Source organism: Pseudomonas sp. PSKL.D1, assembly GCF_028898945.1.
Lineage (GTDB): Bacteria > Pseudomonadota > Gammaproteobacteria > Pseudomonadales > Pseudomonadaceae > Aquipseudomonas.
The window spans coordinates 2,590,732-2,608,021 of record NZ_CP118607.1 but is presented as its reverse complement, the minus strand read 5'-3'; the positions used below and the strand labels follow the sequence as shown (position 1 = coordinate 2,608,021).

The window sequence follows — 17,290 nt, the reverse complement described above, 5'->3', positions numbered from 1 at the left end:
ATCCGGGCCGGCCATTTAAATTGAACGTTTGAATAAAGAAAAATCCGCACATGCCGACATAAACGTCAGCCATATTCCAATTACAAGGGATTCATCCCATGCCTCTGCGACAACTTTCCATCCAGTGGAAAATCACCCTGCTTGCCGGCCTGTGCCTGGCCACCATCGTCACCCTCCTCGTCGGCCTCTCGCTTTACCGCATGGGCCACAGCTCGGAACTGGTAAAAGCCAAGAGCATGCAGATGCTTGGTGACGCGGCGCAGGCGCGCATCGAGTCGCAGGGCGAAGTGCAAGCGCTGAACATTCGCCGTCAGTTCATGGATGCCTATCAGTACGGCGCGGGTTTCGCCCGCCAGGTGCTGTTCCTGCGCGAGCAGGCCGAAAAGCGCTTTCTGGATGCCTTCGACCTGCGTGAGGACATGACCCGCCAGGTACGCGCCGCGTTACAGGCCAACCCCGAGCTGCTGGGCCTGTCGCTGGTGTTCGAGCCCAACGCCCTGGACAACAAGGACAGCCTGTTCGCCAACCAGCCGGAACTGGGCAGCAACGAAACCGGCCGCTTCGCCCTTTACTGGTCGCAACCGCGTGCCGGTCAGCTGACCGCCATGGCGCTACCCGAAAGCGACATGGCCAACACCGCGATCGGCCCCAGCGGCCAGCCCGCCAACACCTGGTGGGTGTGCCCGCGCAGCAGCGGCAACGTGTGCGTGGTCGAGCCCTACTTCTATGACATCGACGGCCAGCGCGTGCTGATGACCAGCATCGTCTTCCCGCTGGCTGTCGACGGCAAGGTCATCGCCACCCTGTCCATCGACATCAACCTCAACAGCTTGCAGGCCCTTAGCCAGGATGCAAGCCGCAGCCTGTACGAAGGCCGCACCACGGTCGGCATTCTCAGCCCGGCAGGCTTGCTGGCCGGCTACAGCGCCGACGCCGGCAAGCTGGCCCAGCGCCTGAGCCAGGTCGACCCGAGCCTGGGGGCCGAGCTGGTGCGCAAGCTGGCCGCGGGCCAGTTGACCGTTCACCACGACCAGCAACACCTGAAAGTGCTCGCCGCGTTCCAGCCGATCCCGGGGGCCCAGCACTGGGGCGTGCTGCTGGATGTGCCTGAAAACGCACTCACCGGCCCGGCCGAAGCCTTGAAGCAGGAAATGGACACCCTGAACACCAGCGGCACCCTGCTGCAACTGGCCCTGGGCGTGGTCGCCGCCATCGTCGGCCTGCTGCTGGTGTGGCTGATGGCCCGTGGCGTCACCCGGCCGATCCTCGGGGTGGCCGCCATGCTTAAGGACATTGCCAGTGGCGAAGGCGACCTGACCCGGCGCCTGACCTACGACAAACGTGACGAACTGGGCGAGCTGGCCGGCTGGTTCAACCGCTTCCTGGACAAGCTGCAGCCAACCATTGCCGAGGTCAAACGCTCGGTACAGGCGGCCCGCGGCACGGCCGACCAGTCTTCGGCCATTGCCAGCGAAACCAGTGCGGGCATGGAGCAGCAGTACCGCCAGGTTGACCAGGTGGCCACCGCGTCCCACGAAATGAGCGCCACGGCCCAGGACGTCGCCCGCAGCGCCGCCCAGGCAGCCCAGGCCGCACGCGAAGCCGACCAGGCTACCCGTGAAGGCCTGGCGGTGATCGACCGCACCACCCGCAGCATCGATACCCTGGCCGCCGACATGAGCCAGGCCATGGCCGAGGTCCAAGGCCTTGCGCAAAACAGCGAGAAGATCGGTTCGGTGCTTGAAGTGATCCGTTCAATTGCCGAGCAGACCAACCTACTGGCCCTGAACGCCGCCATCGAGGCAGCCCGTGCCGGTGAAGCAGGCCGCGGCTTTGCCGTGGTGGCGGACGAAGTGCGCAACCTGGCACAACGTACCCAGGAATCGGTGGAAGAAACCCGTCAGGTGATCGAAGCGCTGCAAACCGGTACCCGCGAAGTGGTCGGTGCCATGGACAACAGCCACCGCCAGGCCCAGGGCGGTGTCGAACAGGTTGGTCAAGCGGTCACGGCGCTGCAGCGCATCGGCCAGGCAGTGAGCGTGATCACCGACATGAACCTGCAGATCGCCTCGGCCGCCGAGGAACAGAGCGCGGTGGCCGAAGAGATCAACAGCAACGTTGCCACCATCCGTGATGTCACCGAATCGCTCTCGGGGCAGGCAAACGAATCGGCGCGGGTCAGCCAATCCCTGAACAGCCTGGCCAACCAGCAACAGGCCTTGATGGACCAGTTCCGGGTCTAACCTTTAGCGGTGCAGTCATCGTCAACGCAGTAGCCGTCGTCCGGAAGGTGGAAACGGCCAGCCTGAAGAATCTGGTCCAGCAGCACCAGGGCGCCCAGCACATTTGGCCGGGCGCCCATCGGCAAGCGGTCAGTGTCGGGCAGGGTGGCATCCTTGTAGCCTGACTTCATCACCAGCAGGTGCATCTGGTCAGCATTCAAGTACAGGTGATGCTGCTCGATGGCGTAGGACTGGATCAGCGCCAACGCGCCGGTTACCAGCGGTGTGGCGCTGGAGGTACCGCCAAAACTGTCGGTGTAGTCGCGGTCGTGGCCGTCCTTTTCCTGCAGCGCGCCGTACCCTGTGGTTGCAACGCTGTCACCCCAGGCATTGAGCATGCGGTGGCGATAGTTGTAGTTTGAGTATTGGTGGGGCATGCCATCCCACGAATGGCTGGCACCCACCAGGATGGCATTGACATCTCCGTGCTCGTTGAAAAAGGCGACCTGCGACAGGTCCACACCGTATCCCTTGGTGGTGCCCATGTTTGGGTCGCTTTGCCAGGTACCGTTGCAAGCGGCATTCAGCACCACGGCTCCACGTTCTGTCAGGGCCTTGGTAGCCTCCCACCAGGCGTGGTCATGCAACGATGGCAGGTATGTGCCCAGCACATTGAAGTTGGCTGTCTGCCGGTTCACCGCCACGATATCGCCAGGCCTGACGTAAGCCAGCAGCTTTTTCAGCGTCTGGGAAAAACCCTGGGCATCGGTGGCCCGGTTGTCGTACACGTACAGTTCGGCCCCATGGCAGATGCCGGTCATGCCGAAACCGTTGTCACGTGCCAGCAAAATGCCCACCGATGCCGTGCCATGCTCCTTGTCGCTGTTCACCGCAGGCGGGATAACCTTCAGTTTCGGGTTGGCTCGCAGGTCTTCATGGCTGGCGTGCAGGCCGGCATCGGAAAAGTGCACGCGCACCCCTCTGCCGGTAGCCCCTGCTTCCCAGGCCTTGCGAATGTTCAGCCCTTTGTCCTTGCTGCCTGGCTCCTCCAGATAACGTTGCAGTGCCTCGAAGTCCGGCGTTGGCTGGGCGTCTTCGTAGGCGTTGGTGCCAGCGACCCAGGCCACGCCGGTGATCAACGTGGCAATAACGGCTGCAGCGCCCGCCGCGAGCAGATTGCCCGGTTCGAGCGGCGGCGGCAGCAGGGCTGTCTCCTTTACATAGTCGAGCGCCTCGAGCGTCTGGATCAGGGCAACAAAGGTATCGTTGAGCATGCTGGGTGGCTGCTCGATCCAGTAATGATTGGCGAGCACCTGCAGTCCCGGGTCATCGCGCTCCTCGGGGTCAAGGAAGGGTCGGGCGGTAATGACCGTGGCAAGGTCTGGCCAGTAGCGCGCCAGCGATGAACCTGATGCGCGGTCCAGGTCAGCCATGAACCGGGCGAAGCCATCATGCTCGAACACCACGATAAGTGCGGGGTAAGGGTACCCTTCGGGTCGATAAGGGAATGCATTGGCGTGCATCGATTGCAGCGCCCGCCTGCGCCGCGATGGCGCCTGAGCCACTGGCAGGGCCTGCAGCATACTCCGTTTCAGCTCCCCCTCCTTGACCTCAAGGGTGTAGGGCCCCTTGCGCAAAATGGCGTGCTCATCGCCCTCCAGGTCCATGGCTAGCACCGCACTTTCAACGAATGTGACATGCGGTGTAATCAGGTAAGTACCCGCTTGCGCCTCGCAAGACAATGATGCGGGGCAGCCATGGTTCACGACCTTGCCACTGCCCGCCTGTGACGGCACGGTCAGGCCATCGAGGTGCTCAATTGCACCGTCCGGCGCTTTACGCTCCAGCAGGTAACGGATGGACTTGACCTTGCCCAGGTCGTCACCGATGCAACGGATATGGAAACTTCCGTCAAATGTGAAGTTTCGGTAGTACACAAAATCCAGATCGAACTTCATCTTCAAGAGCCCTTGGTGTGAAGCCCGTGAGCCTTGCAAACCCTCACCCAAGGCATCAGACAGAAGCCGTTCCTGCTGGCCGGTTGCGGTCGTCTACACTTGGCCGATCCTCAATGTGGCAATGTGTGGGGTAGTTGATGAAGAGCATCTCGACGTTACTGGCCGGCGTGTTGCTTGCCGTGGGCCTGGTCAGCGCCAACGGCCAGGAGCGCGCGCCTATCCACTTCGGCGCCCTCACCTGGGAAAGCGGGGCGTTGACCACTGAAATCCTGCGCCTGATCGTGGAGCGTGGTTATGGCTACACCACCGATACCCTACCCGGCAGCACCGTCAGCCTGGAGATGGCCTTGGCGCGCAATGACATCCAGGTGATTGCCGAAGAATGGGCCGGTCGCAGCCCGGCGTGGGTCAAAGCCGAGCAGGCGGGCCAGGTGTATGCCTTGGGCGATACGGTGAAAAACGCCAACGAGGGCTGGTGGGTACCCGCCTACGTCATCGAGGGCGACCCCGAGCGCGGCATCAAGCCGCTGGCACCCGACCTGAAAACCGTCGATGACCTGAAACGTTACCCCAGCGTGTTCAACGACCCTGAGGCGCCTGGTAAAGGCCGCTTTCTCAACAGCCCCAGTGGCTGGACGTCCGAGATCGTCAACAGCCAAAAGCTCAAGGCCTATGGGCTCGAAGGCCTGTACAACAACTTTCGCAGTGGCACCGGTGCTGCTCTGGATGCCGAGATTGATTCGGCCATCCGACGGGGTAAACCGGTGCTGTTCTACTACTGGAGCCCCACGCCGCTGATGGGGCGCCACAAGCTGGTCCGCTTGCAGGAGCCGGCATTCGATGCCCAGGCGTGGGCGACGCTGACTGACGCGAGCAACCCAGCCCCCCGGGGCAGCGAATCACTGCGGGCCAAATTGTCTATCGGCGTATCCAGAGCCTTTCATGAGACCTACCCCGACCTTGTGGCGATGTTCAACAACGTGGACTTGCCAATTGAGTTGCTGAACCAGACACTGGCCCAAATGAATAAACAACGCTTGGCTCCCGAAAAGGCCGCGCAGGCCTTTGTGCGCGATCACCCCGAGGTGTGGAAGGCCTGGGTGCCCGCGCAAGTTGCGGCCAGAGTTGAAGCAAAACACTGAAACCTGTTGAGCCTCCCCCAATGGGCATGACCGATGCGTACAGGCACGTCATGCCCCTTTATCAAGCGCATCAATGTAACCGTTCACCAGCTCACGGCGGTGCTTGAAGTGCGCCTCTCGCTCATCGGCAATCTGCTGCAACTTAGCCGAGGCTTGTTTCAGGAAGGCCGTCAGTTTTTCACCCGCCAAATGCCCACTGTTCATGGCGTTCAGTTTGACCCAGCTTTCGCTCAACACACCAGCACTCGTGTTTGAAACACTCTGCACCGCCAGCCATTCTGCCGCTTGCGTGACCAGAAAATGGTCGCTCATGCGGATCAGCCCTTTGAGAGAATTCGATCGAATGGTGGGTGTGCTAGCCGCATGGTCATAGGCTTGCACCTGCAGTTCGGCTTCACTGATGACAAGTTCCATGAACGCAGCGAACGACTGATACAGGTATGCAATTGACAGCGCGATTTCCTTGCAGCGTTTAAGCGCGGCAACGCCGACGTTCAGGCAACGCACCGTAAGTTCAGCCTGTTGATGCTCAGTGCGCTTACCCGCCAGCAATCGGCTGATGGCTCTCAGCTCGTCCGTTTGTCGGCACCTGACGTCCTCATAATTGGCCGCAGCATCCAACATCTTGCGTTGCATTTGACGCAAAGTCAGTTCCTTGGTTTTCCTGTTGCTGGCAGCCGTTTCAAGCGCCTGCTGCATCTTTTCCAGTTGCTGCTTCGACGTGTTCAGTTCGGTTTGCGCTTTGCGCGCATCGACTTGCGCCTGAGCCAGGCTTGCTTCCAGGGTCTGGCGTTCTCGTTCAATCTGGCTGGCTGCCAGCCGGGTTTGCAAATCGGCAACCTCCCCCTGACGTTGGTCGAGCGTTTGCTGCTGCCCTTGTATGCGGCTCTCAAGTTCGTTTTTTTCCATCAGCTTTTGCGGCGAGACATTTGGATTACCCAACATGTTCGAAGTGCCCGCACCGCCGGTTGCAATCTGAGAACCTGAAGCGCCCGCGCCAAAAAGTGCCTGGGTGGGGAGCACGGCCGTTAATACCTGACTGATTGTCTTAACCAGTTTTTGCCAGAACGACCTGCTCTCTGCATCATCCGCTTGCTTGCCAAACTCAGCCGCCTTTTTTTCAAAGTCTCGAATCTGCCGCTCTAACGCCATTATCATGGATTGCAGGCTCTGGCTGCGGGCCTCGGCAGCGTTGATTTCCTCCATCAACTCGCGGCTTGACCTGATTTCGTTACCCAACCAGCTCTCTTGCCTGGCCACCGTAGTTCCCAACACCTCGACGATGCGGTCATAGTCTTTAACCAGGTCTCCCAGCTTGCGCTGGACGTTGGATGCAACCTGGACAATATACTGCGCCAACGTTCGCAACTCGCCAGTCACAAACTGTTTAACCTGTTCCCCCCCTCCTTTCTTTGCATTCAACCATGCAGGCAGTACCTCATTGAGCTTTTCGCCTACTGTATCAGCCACTTTAATTGCATAGTTAACCGAGCGCTCACCGGCCTGCTGAGCATCCAGCATCATATTTATAATTTCTTGAACAGTGCGCCTGATGGATGCATACTTTTCGGGCGTGCCGGCGTGAGCGATGGACAGTAAATCGACCACGTGCTCTGTATCCTGCCGAATGTAGCCCACGTCATAACTGCCTTCGATTTTTTTCACGAAACTGCTGACCAAGGGCGAATCCGCGCTTGGGAGTTTCAACGTTGGCGCCTCACACAGTATTTTTATCTGCGTTTCAATCACCTCATCCAAATCCAAAACATTTTCTGCTGCACGCATTGCACTCACCTCTCTGAAACTCACAATTCACGACACGCATCAGTTGGCTGTAAGCGCTCGTTATGCGAAAGCAACTTTACCTTATTAAGATTAAGGTCAAGCACTTTCTTTCCTGCCTGCAGCGCAGACTCAAGTATCGGCAGCGTTTCTTTCATGCAGCTGTCCTGGCCTGCGCCCTCCAGAAAGCAGTTCTCCCATTCAAAGGTGAAATCATCGAACTGGCCCAGTACGTCCGTCACCTGGCGCCCGTAATCCCCCTCGAACTGTTTTATTTCTGCCAAAAGCGCATCTTTTTCAGACATCGCTGCCAGTTCCTTCTCAATGTCGCGCAATGTTTGACGATTGCGCTCCACCGCTGCGGCGTAAAAATTTTTCACTGTCTCCTCGCCCAGACTCAACGTGCCGTCCAGCGTCTCCTGCGTGTTTTTCTTATGCTGCGCGAGGTAATCCCTCCTGCTCAAAATCTCATAATCCAGCTGCAATACCCGGGCTTCCAGGAGGTTTTCCAGTTCATCCAGGCGTCCGGCGCAATAGCGCATTTCGTATGAAAGCCCCGGGTTGCTCGGCTCCAGTGTAAAGGGGAGTTCCTTGCCCACGTTCGCTATCACCGGTGCACTCATCGTGCACCCGGCAGCCAGCAACAATGACTGCCCCCACTGCTTTGTAGTTGACATACACCACTCACTCTACCCGCCGCAAAATTGAATACTGCAAAAGGTTCCGTCGCACCCCACATGGAGTGGTAGCGCGCAGTCTTGTAAAACAGAACTACCCGTTTGGGTAGTTCTGCCGCCTTCACCGCCAGTTTTACGCTTGCTGTTTCACTTCTTCACGGTAGTTTTGCAGCGATGTAATCCGCTGATTGGCCGTCGACTCGCGCTTGGCGGCAATCATTTTAAGTTGGTTGGAGGCCTGCTCGAGATAAGCCTCGAGCTCATGCCCCTGGATATACTTGCCCGAGAGTTTGTTCAACTTGCTCCAGCCATTGTTGAACACCTGCACAAACTGGTCAGCCACCACGTTTACCGCCATCCACTGCGCGGCCTGGGTAACGAAGAAGCGGTCTGTACTTTCTACCAACCCATTTAGATAATTTTTACGCAGTGTCTCTTTGCCAGCGGCCTCTTCATAATGTCCTACACGCACCGTGGCCTCATCGATAATGACTTGCATGAAGTCAGCGAACGATTTGAAGAAGAAGGCAATTTCCTCGACAATTTCCTTGGTACGTTTCAGTGCAGAGACGCTGACATTGAGAGAGCGTACCGCCAGTTCGATGGTCTGCTGTTTGGTCTGTTTGCCGTCCAGCAAAACGGTGATCGCGATCAGCTCCGCGGCCTGTTCACGACGGGCATTCTCGTACTTTTCTACGTTCTCGAGCATCTGGGCCTCAAGATCTCGCAACGACTTGGCCTGTTGCTTCTGGTCTGCCGTGATCTCACCGGCCGCCGCCTGTACGTTTCGTATCAGGGCACCCAGTTGCTCATCCAGGCTGCCCAGCTTGGCTTGTTCCTCACTCAACCTGGTCTGCGCCTTCTGCAAGCTATCGGTCAGGCCATTCTTGTGAGCTTCACTGGTTGGGTTCTCCAGCTCCTTTGCCAGCTGTTCGACCGCGTTCTTGCTCTCGGTCACAACTGCTTGCTGGGCGTTGCGTTTCCCCTCTATTTCGGACTTTTGCACTGCGATGTTGGGGTCAGTGCTACCCGCACCGCTATTGGCCACAGGTTTACCTTGGGAGCCCGCGGACACCGCCGACCCGATCGGGCCTGCGATCATGCCGGCAACAGGTATTACACTGGAAATGACACCGGTGATCCCGCCGATCAACGAGCCGATGAACGCCTTTTTTTCTGCGCTTTTCGCCTGTTTGCCATAATCGGCTGCCAGCTTGTCAAAGCGGGCGACCTGCGCTTGCAAGTCTTTGACCAGAGAGTCCAGCTGTTTGGCGCGCGCTTTGGTTTCAACAATTTCCTGCTTGATCGCTTCGTTCGCCTTGATGGCATCACTCATCGCGATCTCGCTGTTGGCCGTCGCTTCCACGATGTCGGCAAGAATCTGGTCGTAGCGTGCCGCAATGGTCATCAGTTTTGTCTTGACGCCCGTTGCAGCGCTGGCGACATCTTTCGCCAGTTTCAGCAGGTCTTCAGTGACATACCCCTTGATCTCCGCTGCATCATTACCTTCTTTCACATCCATCCAGTCAGGCATGTATGTCTTCAGCTTATCGCCGATGGTCTTGGCGACACGCATGGCATCCTTGACGGCAGACTCACTCTCTTGCTGAGCCTTGATCAGATTACTCATGATGTCGGCAATCTTGACGCGGATGGCACCGTGTTCCTGAGGGGTCGTGTTGTACGCGATGTACAACAATTCGATCGCGTGGTCCGTGTCCGACTTGGCCATCGCCGTATTGTAAGTACCCTCGATTTTCTTGACGTATGTGCCAATCAGTGGCGACTTAATGTCTGGCAGCTTGACTTCCTTTGCGGAAATCAGCGCCGCCACCTGCTCGTCAATCTCATTATCCAGCAGTATGTTTTTGCTGACGTAAGAAACTACTTCACCCATTTCAATCACCTTTTTCAATCGGGCACGACTGACTGTCGGGCCCCGAGGGGGCGGCTGAACAGGCACACTGCCCATCAATACAAACGCACAAGGGTTCATGCCACGGCAGCGGCCCGTTCAGTGTTCGTAACGGGTGTTTTTTAGCGCGCGGTTCAAAACGTTCCAATTTGGAAACCCAGCCGACCACTCACCTGACAATGCAGGCAGTGCAACGGCCCCTCAAACCCGGCACTATGGCCATAAACGCTCAGCCAGGATGGCCCCAATGACATACCCGCTCGCTTTGCACACGCCCCGTACACACCTGGTTCGCGCCGACCCGATGCTCGCCCTGCCCGTGCATCAGGCCCTGGTCGACAGCTATGCCCTTCACCACCCCTTCCTCTCCTGGACAAAACCTGACTGGGCAGCCGATGAGGTGCGCGAGAGCTTGCAAAAGGCCGCCAGGGAGTTCTCTGAACCCACCAGCGAAAAGCGCTTTTTCGTATTGCAGGCCGACAGTGACGTAGTCATTGGCTGTATTGGGCTGCGCCCAGATGAGGGCGAGCATGAAGTCGGTTATTGGGTCAATCAGATGTACTGCGGCCAAGGCCTGATGCGCGAAGCACTGACCTGCTTGCTGGACGCGATCGGCGGGCCGGTATGGCTAACCACCGATATCGACAACTTGGCCAGCCAGCGCCTGGCCGAACGCGCAGGCTTTGTACGGGCCGGTAGCCGGCTCACCGAGCTGGACCCCAGCACTCCAAGGCCGTTCTACCGGCGCCAGCCTGCCAGTTGCATGCCTCAGGGAACTACCGCCCCGTCAACGGCCTCTTAATCACTGAGTGGTCAATTCCCTGTGCATCACGTTACTGGAGAACACGACATGCGCCACCTACTCCTCGCTCCCGCGCTGCTGCTCCTGCTGCCTGCCAGTGCTGCACTGGCCCGCGTCGATGCGGGCGACGTCGCCACCTCGGCGGGTATTTCCGCTTCGCTGTATTCGACGTTCAAGGATGACAAACGCATCATCCCTGCCCGCGACGAACTCTCGGCGTTCGTCGCCAGCGGTGGTGCAATCCGCGGCGCCTACGTGGAATCGGCGCTAGAACAGGTTCGCAAGGAACACCCGGGCCTTGCGGCCAGTGACGAAGAGCTGGCCAGGGCAATCCTGTCTCAGGACGACCCGATCGCGGACCATTAACACGCTCAAGGCCTGGCAGGTGCCTACACTTGCCAGGCCTCGGCGGCGTCTGATCATGCAAAGGCTTTTTGAGCTTCAGGTGCGATCACCGCCGTGATCATCACCCACATCATGGTTTACGCCGTCATCCGCGCCATGCCCAACACCGTGGGCTTCACCTGCCTCGTGATTGGCCTCGTGGTCGGCCCCGTCATCGGCTCCGTTTCGACCACTGCCACCACTGCCTGTACCGGCATCGCCACTGTGCCCACTGCCGCTACCTCCATGGCCGCCGCCGCTACCACCACCGTGACCGCCACTGCCACCACCATGTCCCCCCCGCCACCATTGCCGCCACCGTGGCCGCCTCCACCACCACTGCCACCCCCGTGGCCACCGCCACCGTCTTTTGCATAGGCAACAGAGCAACCGAAGGGGCTCGACACCCCCGTAGCTGATGCCAATACCCAAGCACCAATAGCCACCGCCAACACGTATTTCCTGAGCATGATGACACTCCGTCCGGCTTTGAGCGGCAAGCCGCAAGACCACTCAGCGGCCAAGCTGCCTTTGCGCTCATATTGCAAAATGTTTCCGAATAGTGAGCGTAGCTTGATGGTCGATCTGGCGCTTGCCACGTTCGTCAGTATGCCGGGCGCCCTACGCTTCTCAGGCTCAGCTCGCTGCATTCACAGTCGAGGGGCATCCACTCGTAGTTTTCGGAAACTTCCTACAACACGAGTCGGAAACGCCTTACTTGTAGTGCCCTTCCACTGAAAACATGATTCGGTACTCGTGATTCAGAGGAGGTTGAGCATGCAGACACACACCAGCACCACTGCCGAATTACGCAGCACCCTGCGCGAACTGTTGGTTCATGACATCAGCAACCCCGACGACGACCCGCACCTGTCCGGGGTGTTGTTTTTCTGCGCCACGGACGAACGCACACGGCAGTTGGTGGAGCGCATCGAGTTGCTCGCCAGCGAAGTGTTCTTTGACCCTTGTGGCCGCGCCATCGGGCACCGCATGCGGGCCGTCGCGGTGGACGGCGTGTTGATCAGGCAAAAGCGCAAGGCATCGGTGGACGAAACCGTGATCCGCATCGCCGTGCACGACAAGGGGTACATCACGATAAGCACGGCACGCATCTAGGCGCATGGCCGTGCGCTGCGCATGGCAAAGTTCCGCTATCCTGACCACTCTTCTGCTCCGGACAGCACCATGGAACTGCACATTCGCCTCGACGGCCGCAAAGGGTTGGCCGATCAGCTTTACCAGCAGTTGCGCGCCGGCATCGACAGTGGCCATCTGGCCGCCGGTACGCAACTGCCGCCAACCCGCCTGCTGGCCGAACAACTGGGCGTGTCGCGCAAGACCGTCGCCGAAGCCTACTCGCGCCTCACTTACGAAAACCTGCTAAGTGGCGTGGTGGGCCGCGGCACCTTCATTACCCCACAGCAACGTGCCCATCCGCATGCAAACCAGGCGGTGACCCTGGCTGCGGCGCCCTCTCTGGAGCGCTGGCAACAACGCGCCACGGTGCTGGCCAAGCGCACACGGCAACCTGCCTCGCGCTATGACTTCGTTGGCGGCGCCTCGATCAAGTCACAATTCCCGTTCGACCAGTGGCGCAGCTGCCTGAACTATGCGTTGCGTCGCAGCCAGCAGCATCCCGAACGGCATTTTTCGGCCCAGGGCCTGCCCGAACTGCGTGAAGCCATCGCCCACCACATCGCGTATGCCCGGGGTGTACATTGCAGCCCGGCACAAGTGCTGGTGTGCAACGGCGCGCAACAGGCGCTGGACCTGATTGCCCGGGTGCTGATCGAGCCCGGTTGCCCAGTGGCCATGGAAGACCCCGGCTACCCCCCTGCGCGCCAGCTTTTCGAGGCTTTGGGCGCGCGCCTGCAGTCGGTGCCGGTCGATGACCAAGGCATGTGTGTGGAGCAAATCGCCGACGGCACCCGGCTGATCTATACCACCCCCTCGCACCAGTTCCCCCTTGGCATGCCGATGTCGGCGCAACGCAGGCAGGCTTTGCTGGCCAGGGCCTGCGAGCTGGGCGCACTGATCATCGAAGACGACTATGATTGCGAGTTTCGTTACCAGGGCCAGGCGGCAGACGCCCTTCAACGGCTCGACCAGTGGGGGCTGGTGGCGTACGTCGGGACGTTCTCGAAAACCCTGCTGCCGGAACTTCGCCTGGGCTACGCGGTGCTGCCACCCGCTGTGCTGGAGGCAGCCTGCGTGGCCAAACATTTGAGCGACTGGCACAGCCCCACCCTGCTGCAATGGGCGTTGGCACGGTTTATGGGCGAAGGCCACCTGAACAGACACATTCGCCGCTGCCACGACATCTACAGCACCAGGCGCGAGCGCATCCTCAACCGGCTGAACGATGACTTGGCACCTTGGCTTCAGGCCATCCCGGCCAACGCCGGTTTCCACCTGAGCGCGCTGGCGCAGCCTGAAGTGGATGTGGAACTGCTCACCCACCTTGCACGCAAGGTGGAAGTCGGCCTGTATTCACTGGCACCGTTTTTCAGCGAGGCACCGGTACGGCCGGGGCTTTTGCTGGGCTTTGGCGCCATCGAGTTGCTGGATATCGACCCGGCGCTGGACCGGGTCCGCGATACCCTGCAACGCCTTAGTTGAAGGCCGGCGTTGGCCGGGCCATGGCGGCCTGGTAGCCCTGTGGTGCAAAACAGGCCGTGACCAGCAACATCGCGACCACGGTAATCGTCAACAGTACCCACGACGCCTGGAAGTCGCCGCTCACATCGCGCAGCCACCCGGTGATGTAGGGCACGATGCCGGTGATGATAAACCCGATCCCCTGCACGAATGCCGCCAGGCTACCGGCCTCACCGGGGGTTTTCAGGTGTTCCAGGGTCAGCGTCAGGCTCAGGCTGAAACACGCCCCCAGCCCGAAACCTATCATTGCAACCCAAAGGCCCATGGCCAACGTAGGCATCGTCAGCAACCCCACAAACCCTGCCAACTGGATGACGAGGGCCAACCACAAACCCGGCCGTCGATCCGGCCAGCGGCGTAGCAACAAAGGCAAGCCCAGCGCGCCGGCCACCTGGAACACGGTCATCAAGCCGATCAGGTTGCCCCCGCCCTGAGCCGTGCCGCCATGCTCCAGGTGATAGGCTGGCAGCCAGGCAACCATGCTCGTGTAGCCGCCATTGATCAGGCCAAAATACACGGCCAGCAGCCATGCACGACGCGTCCCGAACCAGTGCCCGCCCGCAGTCCCGCCCAAACTCGTTGCCGCGTCACGCGGGCGCAGCACCGCCCAGGCCAGCACAGCCAACATCGCCGGTATCACCCACACCCCCAGCCCCGCCTGCCAGGCATTGAAATGCGCGCTGACAGGCGGCCCAAGCACCGCCGCCAGGCCACCACCGGTCATCAATGCAGCCGAATAGATGCCCATGGCCCCGGCCAGGCGCCCGGGGAACCAGCGGTTAACCAGGCCCGGCATCATGCCCTGCACCACCGCCACGCCGAGCCCGGCCACTGCGGCGCTGGCAATCAGCGCCCCTGCACTGTCCAGTTGCAGCCGCCAGATGCACGCCAGGCCGATAGCCGTCAGCCCGCCAAGCATCCCGCCATGTTCACTGACCCAGCGGCGCAACCACGGCTGCAGCAGCGGCACCAGCCCCATGCACAACACCGGCAACGCAGTCAGCAGCGCCGCCTGCTGGTAGCCCAGCCCGGTACTGGCGCGCACGGGCTCAAGCAGTGGCCCTATGCTGGTCAGGATCGGGCGCAAGTTCAGCGCCAGCAACACCACTAGCAGCAGGTTCAAAGCATCGAGGGCTTTGGGCGAAATACGTTGTTCGGACATGTAACGGTTCTCTCACGGCAAGACCCGCTCATTATCCTGGCTCATTGGTCAAGGTTGAAATGAAGAGATTGGATGCAACCCAGTGCCCCCTCGAATGGGGCAATTGGCCTCCTGCGGATGTGCACAATTGGCTATCGGGGCGCGTCGCCGTCAGCGTTAAGGTAACGCTTATTCACTTCATAGGACTGGGAGAACACCATGCACAACCGGATTGAGTGGGCCAAGCACGCGCCTGAAGCCTACAAGGCGATGGTGGGCCTGGAGCAGGCGCTGGCCAAGAGCGGCCTGGAAAATTCGCTGCTGGAGCTGGTTCGCCTGCGGGCCTCGCAGATCAACGGCTGCGCGTATTGCGTGAACATGCACGCCAATGACGCGCGCCAGGCCGGCGAAACCGAAGCACGCTTGCAGACCTTGAGCGTCTGGCACGAAACCCGCTATTTCACCCCGCGCGAACGCGCCGCGCTGGCCTGGGTCGAGTGCCTGACCCGCCTGCCGGAGCGTGGCGCACCGCAGCCGGAGTATGAAGCGCTGCAGGCGCATTTCGAACCTGAAGAGGTGGTTAACCTGACCCTGGCGATTGCCACCATCAATGCCTGGAACCGGTTCGGCGTGGGGTTTGCGATGGTCCCCGCCTGATACGGCCCGTTACTGCCTGGACTGGTCCTTCACCCAGTCCAGCATCCCCCCCGGCACGATCAACTCGTGCCGCGCCCGCGAACAGGCGGTGTACAACCCTGCCAGCATCCGCGCCCGCTCATTGCGATTGCCTGCAACCGTGGGTTCCACCATCAGTTCAGGCGATACCATCACCCGGGCGAACTCCATGTTGCGCACATCGCTCACCCGCCCCAGGAACAGTTTTGGGGCCTTGTCCCAACGATAGCGGCTCTTGGCCTTGGCGAAATGCTCCGGGGTATAGCCCTTGCGCAGCATGTTGGCCACGGCCGCAAAGGCCTTATCGTCGCCTTTGTCTTGCTCCAGCGCCTGCCAGCTGCCGTAGCGGAACAACATCGGGTGCCGCGGGCGCGTGCCATAGCGGTAGAGCTCGATGCAGTCCTCAACGAACAGCTCGAAGTCCTTGCGGGCGCTTTGCAGCAGCACAAACGGCACGCCTTGGTGGGTCAGGCGCTGGAACCAGCCGAACAGGCCCCACTCGTCATCGACGATCAGTGCCGTGGGTTGCTGCGGCACACTGACCGTGTCGAAGAAGCTGACCCGGGTGTAGTGCTCGGCACTGCCGGCAAAGGCTGCCTGGATGGCAGCCGGGTGCGCCTGGATCAGCGGGTTGAGCACAGCGTCCATGGCCGGCCCGGCGCGCAAGGAATGGTCGATGCAGCGCTGGCGGATGAAATGGCCGTGGTGCGGGCTCAGGCCATTGAGGTTTTGCAGCTCGTCACCCAAGGCAATCACGGCTTGCGGGCTGCGGTCCAGCACCGCCAGCATGGGCGCGGACAATTCGTGGGCCTCATCGACGATCACATGGCTGAACCGGGCGTCGATCACCTCGGCCGTCAACGACAGCAGCTTGACCCGATGGTAGTCGCGCACCGGCAGCTGAATTTCCCGCGCCGAGGGGCGGATAAGCTCCTGCCAGTACAGCCGGGCTTTCTCCAGCAATACTTCCTGGTCCAGAGGCGTGATACCGGGGCCGGGCCACGGCAGGTGATGCAACTGCATCTGGCTGTCGGCGCTGCGGCAAAAGCTGCGCACGGCCTTGATGCACAGGGCAACCACGTCGCGCGCGGCCAACGGGCCGATGTCGGGGATGCCCAGCCATTTCACCACCTGCGCCTCCTGCGGGCGCCACGACAGTTTGGTGCGGTAAGGGTCGCGCAAGCGCCAGCCGTTGCTGGTCAGGTCACGGTTGAGGATTTCATCCGCCAGCTGGCCGAACGTGAGTGCGGTGTAAGCCGCTGCATCCTTCACCCGTGCCTGCAGTGCGCGCAACTGGCCTTCGGTCAGTGCCAGCAACAGCGTGCGTTGCGGGGCCAGCAAGCGCGCGAACTGGTGAATCAGAAAGGTCTTGCCCGTACCAGCAAAGCCTTGCACCGCCACAGACTCGTCCACACCGCTGATGAACTCGCGCAACAAACGGTTTTGCTGATCGCTCAGGCGCAGATCGCTGGCCAGCGACGTCAGGTGCACCGGGTGTAGCGGTGTGGCGCGCTGGCGGTAAGTGTCGGCGAACTGAAAATTCCACTGGCCCTCGGCGTCGAGCAGTTCACCGACGTCATACTCCACCTCCGCCGACAGCAGGCCGGCACCGTTTTCACCCAGCATGCCCAGCCCCATGGCGAAGGCTTCACGGTCAAAATGCTGGCCCACCTGCCCCTGGAAGCGCCCCGGCGCGGCAACGTCCACTTCAGTGGCGATGCGCACGATCTCGGCAAACCGGCGTTCTTGGGCATCGGCAGAACCACTGGCAGCCTGACGCGGCAGGTTCTGCACGAACAGCACGGCGGCGGCTTCCAGCAAGCTGACGCGGGTGAACAGGTCGGTATTGCTGGGCGCGCTGGCAAAGCGGTCCGCCAGCTCACTGGGCAAGGGCAGGTAGAACATCGGAACCTCAGGTGGAAACTACCGCGCAC

The 17,290-nt window shown here is 60.5% G+C and carries 14 protein-coding genes and 1 pseudogene; 8 read left to right on the top strand and 7 right to left on the bottom strand.

All coding sequences use genetic code 11. The features are described 5' to 3' along the window. Positions 1-98: 98 nt before the first annotated feature. Positions 99-1,385: pseudogene (locus tag PVV54_RS26590) on the top strand (HAMP domain-containing protein); the annotation flags it as partial. A 102-nt stretch (positions 1,386-1,487) separates the two neighbouring features. Further along, positions 1,488-2,243 carry a methyl-accepting chemotaxis protein gene (locus PVV54_RS26585; protein ID WP_446731461.1) on the top strand — a complete coding sequence of 252 codons (756 nt, stop codon included), beginning with the start codon at positions 1,488-1,490 and terminating at the stop codon, positions 2,241-2,243. Here PVV54_RS26585 and PVV54_RS11595 read toward each other — a convergent pair. Then, positions 2,240-4,180 carry a S8 family serine peptidase gene (locus PVV54_RS11595; RefSeq protein ID WP_274910070.1) on the bottom strand — a complete coding sequence of 647 codons (1,941 nt, stop codon included), beginning with the start codon at positions 4,178-4,180 and terminating at the stop codon, positions 2,240-2,242. The two genes, PVV54_RS26585 and PVV54_RS11595, sit on opposite strands and share 4 nt — an antisense overlap. Before the next feature lie 137 nt (positions 4,181-4,317). On the opposite strand from PVV54_RS11595, the gene PVV54_RS11590 reads away from it, so the two are divergent. After that, positions 4,318-5,322 carry an ABC transporter substrate-binding protein gene (locus tag PVV54_RS11590; RefSeq protein WP_274910069.1) on the top strand — a complete coding sequence of 335 codons (1,005 nt, stop codon included), beginning with the start codon at positions 4,318-4,320 and terminating at the stop codon, positions 5,320-5,322. A 48-nt stretch (positions 5,323-5,370) separates the two neighbouring features. Here PVV54_RS11590 and PVV54_RS11585 read toward each other — a convergent pair whose 3' ends face one another. The 3 genes from PVV54_RS11585 to PVV54_RS11575 all read right to left on the bottom strand — a co-directional run bounded on the left by PVV54_RS11585 (position 5,371) and on the right by PVV54_RS11575 (position 9,678). Beyond that, positions 5,371-7,107: a hypothetical protein gene (locus PVV54_RS11585; RefSeq protein ID WP_274910068.1), complete on the bottom strand. Its 1,737-nt coding sequence runs from the start codon at positions 7,105-7,107 to the stop codon at positions 5,371-5,373. Positions 7,108-7,127: 20 nt separating this feature from the next. Continuing rightward, entirely contained in the window at positions 7,128-7,781 is a 654-nt protein-coding gene (locus PVV54_RS11580; protein WP_274910067.1) for a hypothetical protein, read from the bottom strand. A gap of 133 nt (positions 7,782-7,914) precedes the next feature. Continuing rightward, positions 7,915-9,678, bottom strand: a complete 1,764-nt coding sequence (locus PVV54_RS11575; protein ID WP_274910066.1) for a hypothetical protein — start codon at positions 9,676-9,678, stop codon at positions 7,915-7,917. A gap of 265 nt (positions 9,679-9,943) precedes the next feature. Between PVV54_RS11575 and PVV54_RS11570 the strand changes: the two genes are divergently transcribed. Continuing rightward, positions 9,944-10,498, top strand: coding sequence for a GNAT family N-acetyltransferase (locus tag PVV54_RS11570; protein ID WP_274910065.1), 555 nt, complete (start codon positions 9,944-9,946; stop codon positions 10,496-10,498). Between the two features lie 48 nt (positions 10,499-10,546). After that, positions 10,547-10,864: a DUF2388 domain-containing protein gene (locus PVV54_RS11565; protein WP_274910064.1), complete on the top strand. Its 318-nt coding sequence runs from the start codon at positions 10,547-10,549 to the stop codon at positions 10,862-10,864. A 116-nt stretch (positions 10,865-10,980) separates the two neighbouring features. Here PVV54_RS11565 and PVV54_RS11560 read toward each other — a convergent pair whose 3' ends face one another. Beyond that, positions 10,981-11,352: a hypothetical protein gene (locus PVV54_RS11560; RefSeq protein WP_274910063.1), complete on the bottom strand. Its 372-nt coding sequence runs from the start codon at positions 11,350-11,352 to the stop codon at positions 10,981-10,983. 307 nt (positions 11,353-11,659) lie between these two features. Here PVV54_RS11560 and PVV54_RS11555 point away from each other — a divergent pair, with 307 nt between their 5' ends. Both PVV54_RS11555 and pdxR read left to right on the top strand, forming a co-directional pair. Further along, a complete protein-coding gene (locus PVV54_RS11555) occupies positions 11,660-11,998 on the top strand; it encodes a hypothetical protein (RefSeq protein ID WP_274910062.1) in 339 nt (112 codons plus the stop codon). 69 nt (positions 11,999-12,067) lie between these two features. Further along, the gene (gene pdxR / locus PVV54_RS11550; protein WP_274910061.1) at positions 12,068-13,501 is read left to right on the top strand and encodes a MocR-like pyridoxine biosynthesis transcription factor PdxR; all 1,434 of its coding nucleotides are present in this window, start codon (positions 12,068-12,070) and stop codon (positions 13,499-13,501) included. Here pdxR and PVV54_RS11545 read toward each other — a convergent pair. Then, entirely contained in the window at positions 13,494-14,702 is a 1,209-nt protein-coding gene (locus PVV54_RS11545; RefSeq protein ID WP_274910060.1) for a CynX/NimT family MFS transporter, read from the bottom strand. The genes pdxR and PVV54_RS11545 overlap by 8 nt on opposite strands. A gap of 198 nt (positions 14,703-14,900) precedes the next feature. Here PVV54_RS11545 and PVV54_RS11540 point away from each other — a divergent pair, with 198 nt between their 5' ends. Continuing rightward, positions 14,901-15,338 (top strand): carboxymuconolactone decarboxylase family protein, encoded by a 438-nt coding sequence (locus PVV54_RS11540; protein WP_274910059.1) that lies wholly within the window; start codon positions 14,901-14,903, stop codon positions 15,336-15,338. A 9-nt stretch (positions 15,339-15,347) separates the two neighbouring features. Here PVV54_RS11540 and PVV54_RS11535 read toward each other — a convergent pair whose 3' ends face one another. Next, complete coding sequence (locus tag PVV54_RS11535; protein ID WP_274910058.1) at positions 15,348-17,261, bottom strand: AAA family ATPase; 1,914 nt, start codon at positions 17,259-17,261, stop codon at positions 15,348-15,350. Positions 17,262-17,290: the final 29 nt, after the last annotated feature.

Excerpts from the sequence above, each read along its gene's own strand:
- PVV54_RS11535 (WP_274910058.1), bottom strand. The coding sequence starts at position 17,261 with ATGTTCTACCTGCCCTTGCCCAGTGAGCTGGCGGACCGCTTTGCCAGC.
- PVV54_RS11545 (WP_274910060.1), bottom strand. The coding sequence starts at position 14,702 with ATGTCCGAACAACGTATTTCGCCCAAAGCCCTCGATGCTTTGAACCTG.
- PVV54_RS11565 (WP_274910064.1), top strand. The coding sequence starts at position 10,547 with ATGCGCCACCTACTCCTCGCTCCCGCGCTGCTGCTCCTGCTGCCTGCC.
- PVV54_RS11540 (WP_274910059.1), top strand. The coding sequence starts at position 14,901 with ATGCACAACCGGATTGAGTGGGCCAAGCACGCGCCTGAAGCCTACAAG.
- pdxR (WP_274910061.1), top strand. The coding sequence starts at position 12,068 with ATGGAACTGCACATTCGCCTCGACGGCCGCAAAGGGTTGGCCGATCAG.
- PVV54_RS26585 (WP_446731461.1), top strand. The coding sequence starts at position 1,488 with ATGGAGCAGCAGTACCGCCAGGTTGACCAGGTGGCCACCGCGTCCCAC.
- PVV54_RS11570 (WP_274910065.1), top strand. The coding sequence starts at position 9,944 with ATGACATACCCGCTCGCTTTGCACACGCCCCGTACACACCTGGTTCGC.
- PVV54_RS11585 (WP_274910068.1), bottom strand. The coding sequence starts at position 7,107 with ATGCGTGCAGCAGAAAATGTTTTGGATTTGGATGAGGTGATTGAAACG.
- PVV54_RS11555 (WP_274910062.1), top strand. The coding sequence starts at position 11,660 with ATGCAGACACACACCAGCACCACTGCCGAATTACGCAGCACCCTGCGC.
- PVV54_RS11575 (WP_274910066.1), bottom strand. The coding sequence starts at position 9,678 with ATGGGTGAAGTAGTTTCTTACGTCAGCAAAAACATACTGCTGGATAAT.
- PVV54_RS11595 (WP_274910070.1), bottom strand. The coding sequence starts at position 4,180 with ATGAAGTTCGATCTGGATTTTGTGTACTACCGAAACTTCACATTTGAC.
- PVV54_RS11590 (WP_274910069.1), top strand. The coding sequence starts at position 4,318 with ATGAAGAGCATCTCGACGTTACTGGCCGGCGTGTTGCTTGCCGTGGGC.
- PVV54_RS11580 (WP_274910067.1), bottom strand. The coding sequence starts at position 7,781 with ATGTCAACTACAAAGCAGTGGGGGCAGTCATTGTTGCTGGCTGCCGGG.
- PVV54_RS11560 (WP_274910063.1), bottom strand. The coding sequence starts at position 11,352 with ATGCTCAGGAAATACGTGTTGGCGGTGGCTATTGGTGCTTGGGTATTG.